The sequence below is a fragment of the Blastococcus capsensis genome, assembly GCF_030165005.1.
In the GTDB taxonomy this organism is placed as follows: domain Bacteria; phylum Actinomycetota; class Actinomycetes; order Mycobacteriales; family Geodermatophilaceae; genus Blastococcus; species Blastococcus capsensis.
This window is the reverse complement of sequence record NZ_JASNNW010000039.1, coordinates 1-13,763: the sequence shown is the minus strand read 5'-3', so window position 1 is coordinate 13,763 and position 13,763 is coordinate 1. Positions and strand designations below refer to the sequence as shown.

The 13,763-nt window shown below is 68.8% G+C and carries 8 protein-coding genes; 5 read left to right on the top strand and 3 right to left on the bottom strand.

Going from position 1 to position 13,763, the window contains the following annotated elements:
• A partial coding sequence (locus QOZ86_RS20680; RefSeq protein ID WP_284493679.1) for a transposase occupies positions 1–580 on the top strand: 580 nt, incomplete at its 5' end.
• Positions 581–1,096: 516 nt separating this feature from the next.
• Positions 1,097–1,318, top strand: a complete 222-nt coding sequence (locus QOZ86_RS20675; protein ID WP_284493854.1) for a hypothetical protein — start codon at positions 1,097–1,099, stop codon at positions 1,316–1,318.
• Between the two features lie 216 nt (positions 1,319–1,534).
• Here the strand turns inward: QOZ86_RS20675 and QOZ86_RS20670 are convergent, their stop codons facing one another.
• Positions 1,535–1,978, bottom strand: a complete 444-nt coding sequence (locus QOZ86_RS20670) for a hypothetical protein (RefSeq protein WP_284493853.1) — start codon at positions 1,976–1,978, stop codon at positions 1,535–1,537.
• A 299-nt stretch (positions 1,979–2,277) separates the two neighbouring features.
• On the opposite strand from QOZ86_RS20670, the gene QOZ86_RS20665 reads away from it, so the two are divergent.
• The 3 genes from QOZ86_RS20665 (at position 2,278) to QOZ86_RS20655 (ending at position 12,764) form a co-directional block, all read left to right on the top strand.
• A complete protein-coding gene (locus tag QOZ86_RS20665; RefSeq protein ID WP_284493852.1) occupies positions 2,278–3,360 on the top strand; it encodes a tyrosine-type recombinase/integrase in 1,083 nt (360 codons plus the stop codon).
• Positions 3,361–4,545: 1,185 nt separating this feature from the next.
• Positions 4,546–8,085, top strand: a complete 3,540-nt coding sequence (locus QOZ86_RS20660; protein ID WP_284493851.1) for a hypothetical protein — start codon at positions 4,546–4,548, stop codon at positions 8,083–8,085.
• Positions 8,085–12,764, top strand: coding sequence for a DEAD/DEAH box helicase (locus QOZ86_RS20655; RefSeq protein WP_284493850.1), 4,680 nt, complete (start codon positions 8,085–8,087; stop codon positions 12,762–12,764). Before QOZ86_RS20660 ends, QOZ86_RS20655 begins: the two co-directional genes overlap by 1 nt.
• Before the next feature lie 165 nt (positions 12,765–12,929).
• On the opposite strand, the gene QOZ86_RS20650 is transcribed toward QOZ86_RS20655, so the two are convergent.
• Together QOZ86_RS20650 and QOZ86_RS20645 are read right to left on the bottom strand one after the other, a co-directional pair.
• Positions 12,930–13,127: a hypothetical protein gene (locus tag QOZ86_RS20650; RefSeq protein ID WP_284493849.1), complete on the bottom strand. Its 198-nt coding sequence runs from the start codon at positions 13,125–13,127 to the stop codon at positions 12,930–12,932.
• 56 nt (positions 13,128–13,183) lie between these two features.
• A partial coding sequence (locus QOZ86_RS20645; RefSeq protein ID WP_284493679.1) for a transposase occupies positions 13,184–13,763 on the bottom strand: 580 nt, incomplete at its 5' end.

Genomic DNA, 13,763 nt, shown 5'->3' with positions numbered 1-13,763 from the left:
GGAACTGCCCGAGGCGGTCGCGGTCATGGACCCCTTCCACGTGGTCCGCCTGGCCGGCGATGCCCTGGACCGCTGCCGGCGCCGGGTGCAGCAGGACCTGCACGGGCACCGCGGCCGCAAGGATGACCCCCTCTACCGCGCTCGGCGAACTCTGCACACCGGCTCCGACCTGCTCACCGACAAGCAGCGCCAGCGGCTGACCGCGCTGTTCGCCGCCGACGAGCACGTGCAGGTCGAGGCCACCTGGGGCATCTATCAGCGGATGATCGGCGCCTACCGCGAGCCCGACCGGGCGAAGGGCCGACGGCTGATGAGCAACCTGATCGATGCGCTCGGCCGCGGCATCCCGGCCGCGCTGACCGAACTCATCACGCTGGGGCGCACGCTGACCAAGCGCGCTGCCGACGTGCTGGCCTACTTCGACCGGCCCGGTACCTCCAACGGACCGACCGAGGCGATCAACGGACGACTCGAGCACCTCCGAGGCTCCGCTCTCGGCTTCCGCAACCTCACCAACTACATCGCCCGAAGCCTGCTCGAGACCGGCGGGTTCAGGCCGCGACTACACCCTCGATCGTGAAGAGCCCGTTATGGCGATGCCGGAGGCGCAGCGCCTGCACGATCTCAGCGTCCTTGCGGCCCTTCACGGCGAACCGGTGCTCCCGACGCCGACGAGCGACCGCTACGCCGTAGAAGCAGCCGACGTCGCGCTGAGTCTCCCGTCAACGACTATGGGGTCGTCCGGTAGCCCCGCCTGCCACTGCTGAATCAAACGACACGTCAGCGGAACGGGGCCGGTAGATCCACACCCCCTCGGGTTGGGGACCAGCTGTTCCGCGCGCCGGGTACGGCTGGGGGCCGTGGTGATGCGCGAGCGAGTCTGGCTTCGGAGCGTCGACCGCCGGTCAGAGTGGGACGCGCGTCAGCGTCAGAGACATCCCTCTGGAGACAACTCGCCGATGGATCGAGGCACAGACGTGCCGCTGACATAGCGGATACGCCACCCCGACGGGTCTCTAGCGATCTCCAGCATGGCATCGGCCGCAGCGATCAGTCGCCGGCTCACTCGCGACGCGTCCAGCGTTACCACGATGAGATGACCAAGATCGCCGATCGGCGCGAAGGCCCCGTCGCTGCTGCCCACCCAGAAGTACTTCGTCCCATGGTCAGCCTGGCGCCTTGCATGCCGGAGCAGGATCCGATCGGCACCTTGCCGCCGCCGACCAGCGGACCTGACCTCGAAACCTGCTTCTTGAGCGACGGCCCCGTGCGCGCGACAGATGACCTGGTGACCAGCCGCGATCCGCTCCGTGTCTGAGTCTCCCAGGCGCCCAATCAATGTCGCCAAGCCTTGGATGCTGCTCGCCGAGGTTGAGAGGTTGTCCAGGTCCCACAGCACCAAGACGTCTCCGGTGGGGAGGGCTGCGTGCTTGGGCATGGCCGGACGGTGAAGCAAGGCTCCGACAATTTCGGACGCAAGGCTGCCGCTGAACCAACTTGGCGCAACGTCAGAACGGCGGCTCTTGGCTGGGAATCAGCCGCAGGTCCCTGTCTCGCTGCCCGGCGGTCCTTCCCCGCTACCTGGCGAGTTCGCGAGTGGCCCGCCGGGCGATCGCGAAGCAAACGCCTCGCTGGCCAACGCGGCCGCTCGCAGGGACTCGCGCGGGTCGGAAAGTCGGTTCGTCCGCCTCGTTATCGGAATCCACCCCCTCTCTTCGGGGACACGCAGGACTGTCGAAAGCACGTCTGCATTCGTGAGACAGCCGGCGACGTGCGCGAGATGCCCTGTGATGTCGGCGACGTACGCAAGAAGTTCGAACAGGTCTGGCCGCTCCAGCGCGCTGACGTCAGCCCAAGCCTCCCCAGCGTCCTCTAGAACATCGTCACGCTTCCACCAATCCTCGTGATCGTCCCGGTGCAGCATCCTAAGAGCGTGGGTTGCGATGAGGCGCTCAGCCAAGGCGGCGAGGTCTAGCATGGTTACTCCAATAGTCTTCACAGGTGGGGCGGCTCCGGTATCGGCAGATGTCTGCGCCGACTGATCGACTCACCTGGAATTCTTCCAGTCGTCTTCTCCGAGAGCCGCACAGGCGGTCCGCAGACTTCGCATCGAGCACGCGACAAGTCACGAAACGTGAAGCACTTGGGGCGCGGCAGTTGCGACGGGTCCAGGCTTTCCGCACGTCGCGATAGCAAGGCGCATTGGCTTTCCGGTTATAGGAGGCCTTAGCTTAGGCGGAGTCGAAACGACCCTTTCGGCTCTGGAGGTGGCCTGAGATGGCCGAACTAATCAAGACACGAACCCCTGGCGTCTACAAGCTGCACCGGGGCAAGGGCACGGTCTTCGTCGCCCGCTGGCGCGAGGTCGATCCGATAACCGGCAAGGCCCGCGTCCGTTCCAAGACGCTGCCCACCGAAGCTGCCGCGCGCCAGTACCGGACCAGCGTCGTCCACGCCCAGGCCACCGGGACCTACGTGCCGCCCAACGTCGGAAAGGCGACGGTTCGCGAGATCGCGGAGCAATGGTTGGCGGTCGCCGCGACACAGGTCCGACCGCGCACTCTGGAGAAGTACGAGCGCGGGCTACGCCTGCGAGTGCTGCCCACGTTTGGAGCCCGACGCATCGACAGCCTCACGAGCCGGGACGTGGAGCGGTGGATCGCGGATCTGGGCTCGGTGATGCCGAGCACCGTCAAGCACGCGATCTTCCCGCTCTCCGCGACTCTGAACTACGCGCGGAAGCACGGCCTCATCCAGTCGAACCCCTGCGAGGTCGTGGACCGGCCCAAGCGGCTGCCTACCGGCCGGGACAAGCGCGCAGGCATCTTCCTCAGCCGCGCCCAGGTCGCCGCCGTTTCAGCCAATGTCGCGGAGACGGAACCCGTCTACGGGCTACTCGTGCGCTTCGCCGCTGGCACGGGCCTCCGCCGGAGTGAGATCGCCGGGCTAAGGGTGCGGGATCTGCGGCTGGCCCGCCGAGAAACGCACGTCGAGCGCATGGCCGAACGCACCTATCCGGGCGGTGTCTGGGTGATTCAGGAACCGAAGAGTGCCAGGAGCCGGCGACGTGTACCCATCCTCGATGACGAACTGCTGCACGACCTCGGCGTCTACCTGGCCGCCCACCCACGCCGTCACGATTTCGACGCGCCGCTGTGGCCCGCCAAGTACCGCAGCGGCCCGCTGAACTACACGGGGCGACGAACTGTGGAACGCGGGCAGCTTCTACAAGCACGTCTTCGTGCCTGCGGTGGCCGCCGTTGGGCTACCCGCCGACCCGCACAGCGGCGTCCGGTTTCACGATCTGCGGCACCTGCGGCAGCCAGTGGCTCGCAGATGGGCACGACATGTTCAGCGTGAGCCGGTGGCTGGGCCACCAATCCATCGCATTCACGGACGCCGTGTACGCCCACGTTGCCAAGGAGCCGGACTACACCGCCGCGATCGAACGCACCCGGAGGGCACGCGGCTTGTAGCGGCTCATCATCCCTTCGGGGTGGCGACTGCCAGATTGGCCGCAGCAGGCGGCAGCATGATGCCTTCGGCGTCGAAGCTAGAAGGGAAGGCCATCAGCTCTGTGGACGGTCAGCCCTCAGTCAAGTCTTCGTTCAGCGAGTGGCTTGTGGCCGCCGTAGTCGTTCTCATTATTGGGATGATCGCATTCGGCATGGTCCTCGATGCTATGGATGATTCTGACCAAGTGGCGCCATCGTCGCGGTACGACTGCACGCTAGGTGAACCCGAGGAGTTCCTCAGCCCGGAATGGGACCGGTGGTCCACCTGGTGTCAGAAACCGACGGGCCGCCTCCAAGATGGTGAGTGGATACCGTTCGAAGACAAGGACGGGGACGGCGACCTAGACCCCGACTACGGCGACGTCTACTACTGCGCGGGATGCTTGGGGATGCGCAGCGGCGAGCCGTTCCGTGAGTCGCAGCGGGGGCACTCCCCAGGGACCTTGGAGGCACGCCACGATGACCCTGGCCTGCTCGAGCGACGCGCAAGCGGGCTAGAACCAGGCCTCCCCCGGCGGGCCCGCATCAGAGGCTCGCTTTGCCCCGACCGGCGTCCTCCCGAACGGCCTCGTCAAAGACGATTTCCACCCTCGACGGTTGGAGGGTGTCTCACGAGCGGACGCGAGAGCTTAAGCATGAGTTGCGAAAGCGCCTGCGGAAGTACCAACTACGGGTAAGTGGTGCACCAGGGTAGGTCGGGATTCTCGACAATACCGTTCTGTTTTCGATTGAGTCGCGAGAAACGATGCGGGACTTAGTCTCGCCCGCTGCTAATCGCCTGTGACGCCTCCGTCCCGATCCGGCCTTCGCAGGATTCTTTGGACTTGACACTGGATCCTGAACAGCTTCGCCCACCCCTGGCCTTCGGGCGTCCTAGTTTATTTGCTTATTTGTCTGACTGGTCCGGTCCGGTCCGGCCGTGTCGGCCTTGTCAGAAACGGTCGAATGGTGTTCCATCGAGGCCCAGGGCGCCATTCGGGTCCTCTGGTCACGTGTCGGGAACGGGGTGTTCGTGGCGTCTGGTACAGCCGTGCCGCCGGCAAGCCGGTACCGGATGCTCGCCAAGGAGATGGTCGCGCGCGGTCATCGGGTGTTGCCGGAGACGTGGGCGGTCGCCAAGGAGTTCGGACTGGAGGCCTTGGAGGGTCGGTGGACCGCTCGGGCCCCGACTCCAGCCGAGAAGGCCCGTATTGAGGCAGCGGTGCGGGCGCTGGCCGGGGCCACCGTCCCACCGGCGGCCCCGTCGACGGGTGCGCATCCGTTGCTGGAGGCGACCAGGTGGCTGGAGAACCGCAACGAGGCGTGGGCGCAGCGGCTGGCCGGGGTGTCCCTGGTAGGCGAACTGGACGTCGGCTCCGCCGAGACGCGGGACCTGCTGGACCACCTCGGCCTGTGGTGGCGGATGGCCGGTGGCCGCTCGTCGGGGCCGCGGCTGCGCGACAAGTACCTGGCCTGCCTGATGGTGGCGCTGGTGGCGGTCGCGTCGGAGGAGTACGCGGCCGGGCGGTACTGGCCGCAGGTGGCCGCGCGGTGGGGCGTGGACGGCTTGTCGGCGGCGGAGCGGGACCTGCTCGGGAACTTGTTCGTCGAGGGCGTGACCGGACTCGGGATGCCGACGTTCGGGCATCTGCCCCTCAAGCACGTCGGACCGATCACCTCGCATGCGGCCATCCCCACGTTCTGCCTGAAGGACGTGTTCGACCTGTTCGCCAAGCGGCTGGCCGCCGATCCGGACCTGTCGGCGGCGGGGCTGTTGGCGTGGCTGGCGGAAGACGAGACGCGGCAGCGGAGCCTGGACACCCCGGCGCGGGTATTTCTGCTGGAGGGCGGGGAGTTCGCGCGGGACTTCGCCGACCGGTGCCTGGATCTGCTCACTCGGGACCCGGCCGCCGGGGATGAGGCGTTCGACGGGGTCGGGCTGCCGGAACGGGTGATCGCCTGGTATCGAACGCTGATCACCGACGGGCTGGTGGAGCCGCCGCCGCCGGGCGCGCGGGCGCGAGCCCGGGTGACGGCGAAGGTGCGGCTGGTGCTGGAGCCGTGGGACCGGGGGCTGTGCCTGTCGTTGCCGGTGCAGGCCGGTGACGAGTTCGACGTGGACACCTGGCGGCTCAGCCTGCCTGGGCTGGTGTGGCAGGAGCGGGTCCGCCGGTCCCCGGTCGGCGGTGAGGTGCTGGTGCCGGTGCCGCGTCCGGCGCCGTCGGTACACGTGAGCGTGGACTCGAACTGGGTGGCGGCGCAGACGGTGTCGCTGATCGAGCAGGCCGATCCGCTGCTCGTGTTCGACGGGTCGGGCCGGTTGATGGTGGCGGGGACGCCGGTGCCGAAGGGTCCGGCGTGGCTGATTTACCCCTCCCCCACCACCGATGCTGGCCTGGACGACGGGTCTGACGCCGACGGTGCGGGGCTGGTGGTCGAGGGCGCCGGCTGGAACCGGTCCCACCGCGAGCCCCCGTACGGCTGGGATGACTGGGCGTTCCACGAGGTCGACCTCACCGACGTCCGCAGCCTGCGCTACGGATCCGGCGCCGAATATCTGATCGAGCAGCGGCCGGTGCCGCAGGTGGTGTGCGGTGAGCCGGTGCCGTTCGTGGATGTGGGCGGGCGGCCGGTGCTCGGGGAGCGTCCGCGGCTGCGGCTGCCCAAGGGGGCTGCGGCGTGGACGGTGACGATCACGCGGCTGGGCGAGGCGACACCGGAGCGGGTGGCGGTGTTCGACACCGGCGGCGCGCTCGTGGATCCGTGGCCCGACGGTCCTGTCTGCGGCACGTTCACGATCAGTGTGCGGGGGCCGTTGGGCCGGCGGATGTCACGGCAGATCGTGTGCGTGGTGGAGGGTCTGGCGACGGCCGGGTCGCCGGGGTTCCGGTCGATGGGCCCGGCGGGGCTGGCCCCCGGAGTGGTGCAGGTGCGGGTGCCGCGCTGGCTGGGCCAGAACATCACCGTGGCCCTGGATGAGGGTCAGGTGGAGCGGACGGTGCAGATCGGCCGGACCGCGCAGACGGTGGCCTTGCGGGTGCGCATGCCCCACGGCTGGGTGCAGTGGATTCCGGCGGCCGGGGCTGGCTCTCGGCAGACCCGCCCGATCGAAGCGGTGTCAGATGCGGTGCACGACGACCCCGGCCATCTGCTCGTCTGTGCCGAGGGGGTGTCTGCGTTCTCGGATCTGCACTACACGGTGGATGGGATGCGGATTCAGACAATCCGGGCGCAGCGCACTCCGCTGCCAGGGGTGGTGCGGTTCGGGCTGCATGGGCTGACCGACACGCTGCGGTCCCGGCCGTGCGGGGATCTCGTGCTTGATGGCGGTCTGCCGATGATGCGGTTGCTTCCGTCGGTGCTGGCCGCCGATGTGGTGCGCGAGGACGGCATGCTGTGGGTGGAGGGGGCGGCGGTCCGCGGTTCGCTGGTCGCTGACGTGTACTTCTGCTCGTTCCCGTGGCGGGGGGCGGTGACCTGCAAGGTCGACGCTGAGGGGCGAGTGCATATGCCTGCACCTCTCGCCGACCCGCGGGGGCGGCTGCTGGTCAGCCTGCGCGTCGATGACGGCTGGGGTTCAAGCGCAACGCCCCCGCCGTGGCCCGAGGCAGACGCAGACAGCGTGTTCGAAATCCTGGCCGATCCGGACGGTCTGGCGCCCCGGCTCACCGCCGAGGAGGCAGCGTTCGTGGCCGGACTGAACTCCGAGGCGCCGATGCCGCGCACGGTCGAGGCGACCCGGCGGCTGTTCGCGCTGCTGGTCGGCGACCGCTGGGAGCACCTGCCACCGTCGGAGTTCGCCGACGAGTCCCGCCGCGACGACGTCCTGGGCGCACTGCGGCAGGGGTCCCGGTTCACCCTGCATGCTCTGCTGAGCCTGGACGTCCCTGCCGAGTTGGCGACCCGGGCGCTGGTGGAATCGCGGCTGGTCGCCGAGCCCCTGGTGGCGCTGCACTACAAGGATGTGGAGCGGTTGTGGCCGCAGTATCCGGTTGCGGCGATGCTGGCCTCGTCGGAGTCGTTACGTATTCGGGACAAGCGCTACGTCAAGCAGGCGGTTGCCCATTGCGGGCCGACCTGGAAGCAGCTGGCCGGAAAGGAGCCGCAGTATCCATCTGCGGCCGGTGCCTGGTGTCAAGACCACAAGGGCTGGCACATTCGCGGTGTCGCGGACCTCCACGCCTCGGTCGTGGTCCGGCCGGGGCTGACCCGGTTGCTCGACGACGACGCGCGGATCGCGGCTTCCTGTGACCTGTACGCGGTCGCCGCTGAGCAGCGGCTAGGACCGCTGCTGGCACGCACCACTCTGGGCACGGAGATGGAGCGGGTGCTGATCCGGGCTCGGCTCGGGTCGAAGATCGGTCCGGTCCTGCGCGCTCGCGCCCACGCCGCGCATGGGTGGCGGGCGTTACCCGCGCTGTGTCTGGGGTTGGCGGTGATCGCGCGGCTGGCTGCCCGCGGTAACCGGTACGCCCGGGACGCCTTCGAGTCCTATGCCGAGGACTTCGCCGCGCTCGCTGCGGTTGCTCCCTCGGCGGTCGCCACTGATCTGCTGCTTGCTGAGGCCCTTTTGATTGGACACGGACACTGATGTCTTCTTCCGCCGGCTTGGATCCGATTCTCGCCGCTTCGACGATCACCGCCGACTACCGCCGTTATCTGGAGTCGCTGGCACCGGTCAGTGACGCGGTGCTCGCGGACGGGCTGACCGCCGCGCTCGCCGACCCGGGGGCGATCACCAAGGGGCCGCTGCTAGAGGTGGCCGCGCCGTACGCGCCCGGTGCGTCGATCGCTGATCTGGTCTTCGAGGGGGTGCTGAACAAGCGGTTCCTGGACGCCGATCAGGAGGCGCTGCCATCGGATCGTCCGCTGTACGCCCACCAGGAAGCTGCGATCCGCAAGGCTGAGGCCGGCCGGAACGTGGCACCGGTGACCGGCACGAACTCGGGAAAGACTGAGACGTTCGGGCTGCCCATCATCAACTCGCTGCTAAGCGAGTACGACGCGGGCACGATCGGCCAGCCCGGCGTGCGGGCGATCCTGCTGTATCCGATGAATGCGCTGGCCAATGACCAGGTGAAGCGGCTACGTGGGCTGCTGCGCGCGTATCCGGAGATTAGGTTCGGCCGGTACATCGGAGAGACCGAGGAGACCGACGACGCCGCGCTGGGCCTGTACCGGGAGCAGAACGCCGCCGACCCGTTGCCGAACGAGTTGATCTCCAGGCGGCAGATGCGTGCCACGCCGCCGCACGTGCTGATGACCAACTACGCGATGCTCGAGTACCTGCTCCTGCGCCCCAAGGACATCGACCTGTTCGCCGGATCCACCGCCCAGCACTGGCGCTTTATCGTGCTGGACGAGGCCCACGTGTACGACGGGGCGAAGGGCGCGGAAATCGGACTCCTGCTGCGCCGCCTGAAGGACCGGGTGGCCCCGTCACGGCCGATGCAGTGCATCGCCACGTCGGCGTCGGTCGGTGACAGCCTCGCGCAGGTGGCGGAGTTCGCCACCGCTCTGTTCGACGAGCCGTTCGAGTATGTGGACGGGGAGCCGGACCGGCAGGACATCATCCGCGCGCAGCGCCGCAACATGTTCGGCGGTGAGCGCTGGGCGCTGCCGGCGAGTGTGTGGCCTGCGCTGGCGCTGGCCGACGACCCGCAGGCCGCGCTGATCGCATCCGCAGGCGAACTGGGTGTGACGGATCCAGATCCGGGGGCGTTGTTCAACCGGGAGTCACTGGTGCGGGGGCTGCGGTCCGCGATCGACGCCGACGGCCCGGCCTCGCTGCGCACCCTGGCCGAGCGGCTGCTTCCCAGCGTGCCGGACGGTGAGGCGGTGCTGACCAGCCTGGTCGCCGTCGGGGCGAGCGTTCATGGCGCCGACGGTCATCCGGGACTCTCGGCGCGATACCACTTCTTCGTTCGCGGACTGCAGGGCGCCTACCGGTGCTTCGGTGAGACGACGCATGTGCGGCTTCATCCGGCCGAGCACTGCCCCGAACCCGGCTGCGGGGCAGCGGTCGCGGAGTTCACCGGCTGCCGCCGCTGCGGCGCGGTCTACCTGCTCGGGGATGTGTTGCGTGATGACGTGCGGCGGATGCACCGGCTCGTGCCCTCGTCGTTGGACCGGTCGATGGATGACGACGCCGACCGTAAGCACGGCTGGTTCGCCCTCGCCTCCCGCGACGTGCTGGATGAGGACGACGCGACGCTGGATGAGACGACCACGACCGGCCCCAACGGCGCCGACCCGCACACCTTGTGCGGCACCTGCGGCTGCATCCGGCACGGGGACCGCCCGTGTCCGATCGGCTGTCCGGGCCCGCAGATCAAGGTGTGGAAGATCAAGACCCGGCACCGGTCGCTGCCGCAGTGCATCTCCTGCGGCACCCGCTCCCGGGCGGCGGTCCGCCGCCTGTCCACCTCCGACCCCGGTGTCGCGGCGCTGGCAACCACGCTCTACCAGATGCTGCCGCCGGATCCGAAGGTGACGGGCAAGCCCGGGCAGGGCCGCAAGATGCTGCTGTTCGGTGACTCCCGGCAGTCCGCGGCGTTCTTCGCGCCGTTCCTGCAAGACACCTACATGCGCAACCTGCGCCGTAACCGGGTCTATCAGGCGCTGCTGGCCAAGGACGACGTCGAGGAGCCGCCCGGCGGCTACGACCTGGCCGAGCACATCGCCCGCCGTCGCGACGACGGCACCGGCCTGTTCACCCGCGCCCAGACCGCCGGACAGCGGCTGCTGCAGACGTCGCTGTGGGTGCAGCAGGAACTGCTGTCCTTGGACGAGCGGTTCAGCCTGGAAGGCGTCGGGCTGGCCACTCTGCACCTGGATCGCGACCCCGCCTGGGTGCTGCCGTCCAAGTTGGCCGACTACGGGTTCACCGCCGAGGAGGGGTGGGCGCTGATCGAGACGCTGCTGGGCACCGTCCGCCAGCAGGGCGCGGTCACCTTTCCGGAGAACGTGCAGCCCGACAGTGAGGACTTCGATCCCCGCCGCGGCCCGATCTACGTGCGGGAGTCCGGACCGGACCGGTTCAAGCGGATCATGGGCTGGCTGCCGACCACGCAGCCGAACAAGCGGATCGACTACGTGCGCCGCCTGCTCATCGCCATGGGTGCCGACCCGGCCCAGGCGCGGGAGATTCTGCGCGGCATCTGGACCTACCTGACCACCTCCAGCGTGGACTGGCTGGTGACCGGGCACGTGGACGGCGCCGGATCCGCGTCCCGGATCAACCACGAGATGTACCGCTGGCACCTCGTCACTCCACGACGCCCCGCCTACCGGTGCTCCCAGTGCAAGCGGATCAGCGCGTTCAGCGTCCGCGGTGTCTGCACCACGATGCACTGCGACGGCACCCTCACCGTGTTCGTGCCACCGGTCGATGACGCCGACTACCACCGCGTCCTGTACCGCGAGCAGCACCCGATTCCGCTGTCGGTGTCCGAGCACACCGCGCAGTGGACCAGCAAGGAGGCCGCCCGCATCCAGCAGGAGTTCATCTCCGGCACCGTCAACGCGCTGTCGTGCTCGACAACGTTCGAGTTGGGTGTGGACGTCGGCGAGTTGCAGTCGGTGCTGATGCGCAATGTGCCGCCGACGATCGCCAACTATCAGCAGCGCGCCGGCCGGGCCGGGCGACGGCTGGGATCGGCGGCGTTCGTGCTCACCTACGCCCGCACCGGCCCGCACGACCTGGCCGTCTACGACGCCCCGGAACGGTTCGTCGGCGGCGTCTCGGCCACTCCACGGGTGCCGATCGAGAACGTGCGGATCGCAGAACGGCACGCCTACGCGATGGCGCTGGCCGCCTACTTCCACACCACCTTCGCCGGGCAGAACCTGCCCTACTCCGGGCCGTTCCTGGACCGCACCACCGGCGTGACTGCTGAGGTGGACCGGTTGCGGGATTGGCTCACCACACCTCCGCCACAGGTGGTGGAGGCGATCGGGCGGGCGCTGCCCGCCGGGGTGCACGCCGCGGTCGGGGTGGACACCGGCGAGTGGGCTACCCGGCTGGTCGAGCTGCTGGACGGAGCGGCGGACCTGATGGGCGGGGACATCACGTTCTTCCGGGACCGGCAGTTGGAGGCCAGCAAGAAGACCAACTACAAGTTGGCCGCCCGCTACGGCGACGTCCTACGCACCATCACCGAGGTCGGGCTGATCGCCCACTTCGCCTCTCGCGGGATCCTGCCCAAGTACGGGTTCCCGGTGGACACTGTGGAGTTGGCGACCGCGTTCGGCCGCAACCGCACCGGCGAGGGCGGCAACCTGAAGTTGGCCCGAGACCTGTCGGTGGCCATCACCGAGTACGCGCCCAGCGCGGAGATCGTCGCCGGGGGCTACGTGTGGCGCTCCGGTGGCGTGCGACGGCTGCCCGACCGCGGCCTGGACGGCAAGTACTGGGACGTCTGCGAGTCCTGCCACTCCTACGCCGAATCCCGCGAGGGGCTGACCGACGCCTGCGAGCAGTGCGGCACGCTGCGCGCTCCGTTCCGCAAGTCCTACGTCATCCCCACCTATGGGTTCGTCGCCGCCCGCGCCGACCTGCGCCGCCCCGGCCAGGAACCACCGCTGCGGGTACCCCGCGCCGACGTGCACGTGGTGTCCAGCGGCGAGGCGACCGACTGGTCCGCGCGCAGCTTGGCCGACGGAAAGACCACGCTGCGGTGGCGGACCACGGCCCGCGGCGAACTGATCGCGGTCAACAACGGCGCGTTCAACCGCGGCTACATCCTCTGCTCCTGGTGCGGGCACGGTGAACCCAACACCGGCGCCGGTGGCATGAGCGCGCACAAGACGCTGCTGGATCAGTCCAAGGACTGCAAGTCCACGGCGTACACAGTGCGGGCGCTGGCCCACCCCTACCAGACCGACCTGCTGGAGTTGGACCTCGACGTCCTCGCCCCACTCCCCTACACGACCGTCTACTCGGTTCTGTACGCCCTGCTAGGAGCGACGGCGACGGTGCTGGACACCGCCCGCGAAGACGTGGACGGCTCGCTGATCAACCGCAAGGCCGCCGCGTCCTCGTTCTCCCGGCTGTTCCTGTTCGACACCACTCCCGGGGGTGCGGGTCTGGTTACCCGGATTCCGGGCCGGATGGATGAAATCCTGGCCGTGGCGCACGCCCTGGTGTCGAACTGCGAGTGTGGCGAGGAAACCTCCTGCAACCAGTGCCTGCGGACCTTCCGGAACCAGAAGTACCACCACATGCTGGTCCGGGGTGAGGCGCGGGACTTCCTCACCCACATCACCTGACCGGCCTCCGTTCGGGGCAGAGATACGGGGTGGTGGGTAGCCCCCCGGCTTCCGGGCCGGCGGGGATCCACCTGCCTCTGACGTCGGCCGTTCCGCACGATGCCTGAAGGGCCACTTGGGTCGGCGGAAGCACCATTTGCCCGCCGTTGACAGTCGGCCGCTTAGCTACTCCGGATGCGGGCTCCCGCCGCGCCAGCCGAGTATTTCCGGATCCTCGTATCCGACGTCCGGGCGCAATTTTGACCCACGCAGGTACTTCGCCCGCGTGCTGACGTAGCCGCTGCCGCACTCCGGGCAGGTCCACTCCTGGCCGAGACGGTCGAGTCTGGCCCAGATGTCCGAGCAGCTGTGCCTGTGGGTCATGAGGCGGAGGCCAATCGGCGCCCGGAACCGGTCACGCACTGCGGTAACCGGGCTCTTCACGATCGAGGGTGTAGTCGCGGCCTGAACCCGCCGGTCTCGAGCAGGCTTCGGGCGATGTAGTTGGTGAGGTTGCGGAAGCCGAGAGCGGAGCCTCGGAGGTGCTCGAGTCGTCCGTTGATCGCCTCGGTCGGTCCGTTGGAGGTACCGGGCCGGTCGAAGTAGGCCAGCACGTCGGCAGCGCGCTTGGTCAGCGTGCGCCCCAGCGTGATGAGTTCGGTCAGCGCGGCCGGGATGCCGCGGCCGAGCGCATCGATCAGGTTGCTCATCAGCCGTCGGCCCTTCGCCCGGTCGGGCTCGCGGTAGGCGCCGATCATCCGCTGATAGATGCCCCAGGTGGCCTCGACCTGCACGTGCTCGTCGGCGGCGAACAGCGCGGTCAGCCGCTGGCGCTGCTTGTCGGTGAGCAGGTCGGAGCCGGTGTGCAGAGTTCGCCGAGCGCGGTAGAGGGGGTCATCCTTGCGGCCGCGGTGCCCGTGCAGGTCCTGCTGCACCCGGCGCCGGCAGCGGTCCAGGGCATCGCCGGCCAGGCGGACCACGTGGAAGGGGTCCATGACCGCGACCGCCTCGGGCAGTTCC

What these genes read in the sequence shown, in the direction of transcription:
- QOZ86_RS20665 (WP_284493852.1), top strand. Translation starts at nt 2,278, where the DNA reads ATGGCCGAACTAATCAAGACACGAACCCCTGGCGTCTACAAGCTGCAC.
- QOZ86_RS20650 (WP_284493849.1), bottom strand. Translation starts at nt 13,127, where the DNA reads ATGACCCACAGGCACAGCTGCTCGGACATCTGGGCCAGACTCGACCGT.
- QOZ86_RS20675 (WP_284493854.1), top strand. Translation starts at nt 1,097, where the DNA reads ATGACCAAGATCGCCGATCGGCGCGAAGGCCCCGTCGCTGCTGCCCAC.
- QOZ86_RS20670 (WP_284493853.1), bottom strand. Translation starts at nt 1,978, where the DNA reads ATGCTAGACCTCGCCGCCTTGGCTGAGCGCCTCATCGCAACCCACGCT.
- QOZ86_RS20655 (WP_284493850.1), top strand. Translation starts at nt 8,085, where the DNA reads ATGTCTTCTTCCGCCGGCTTGGATCCGATTCTCGCCGCTTCGACGATC.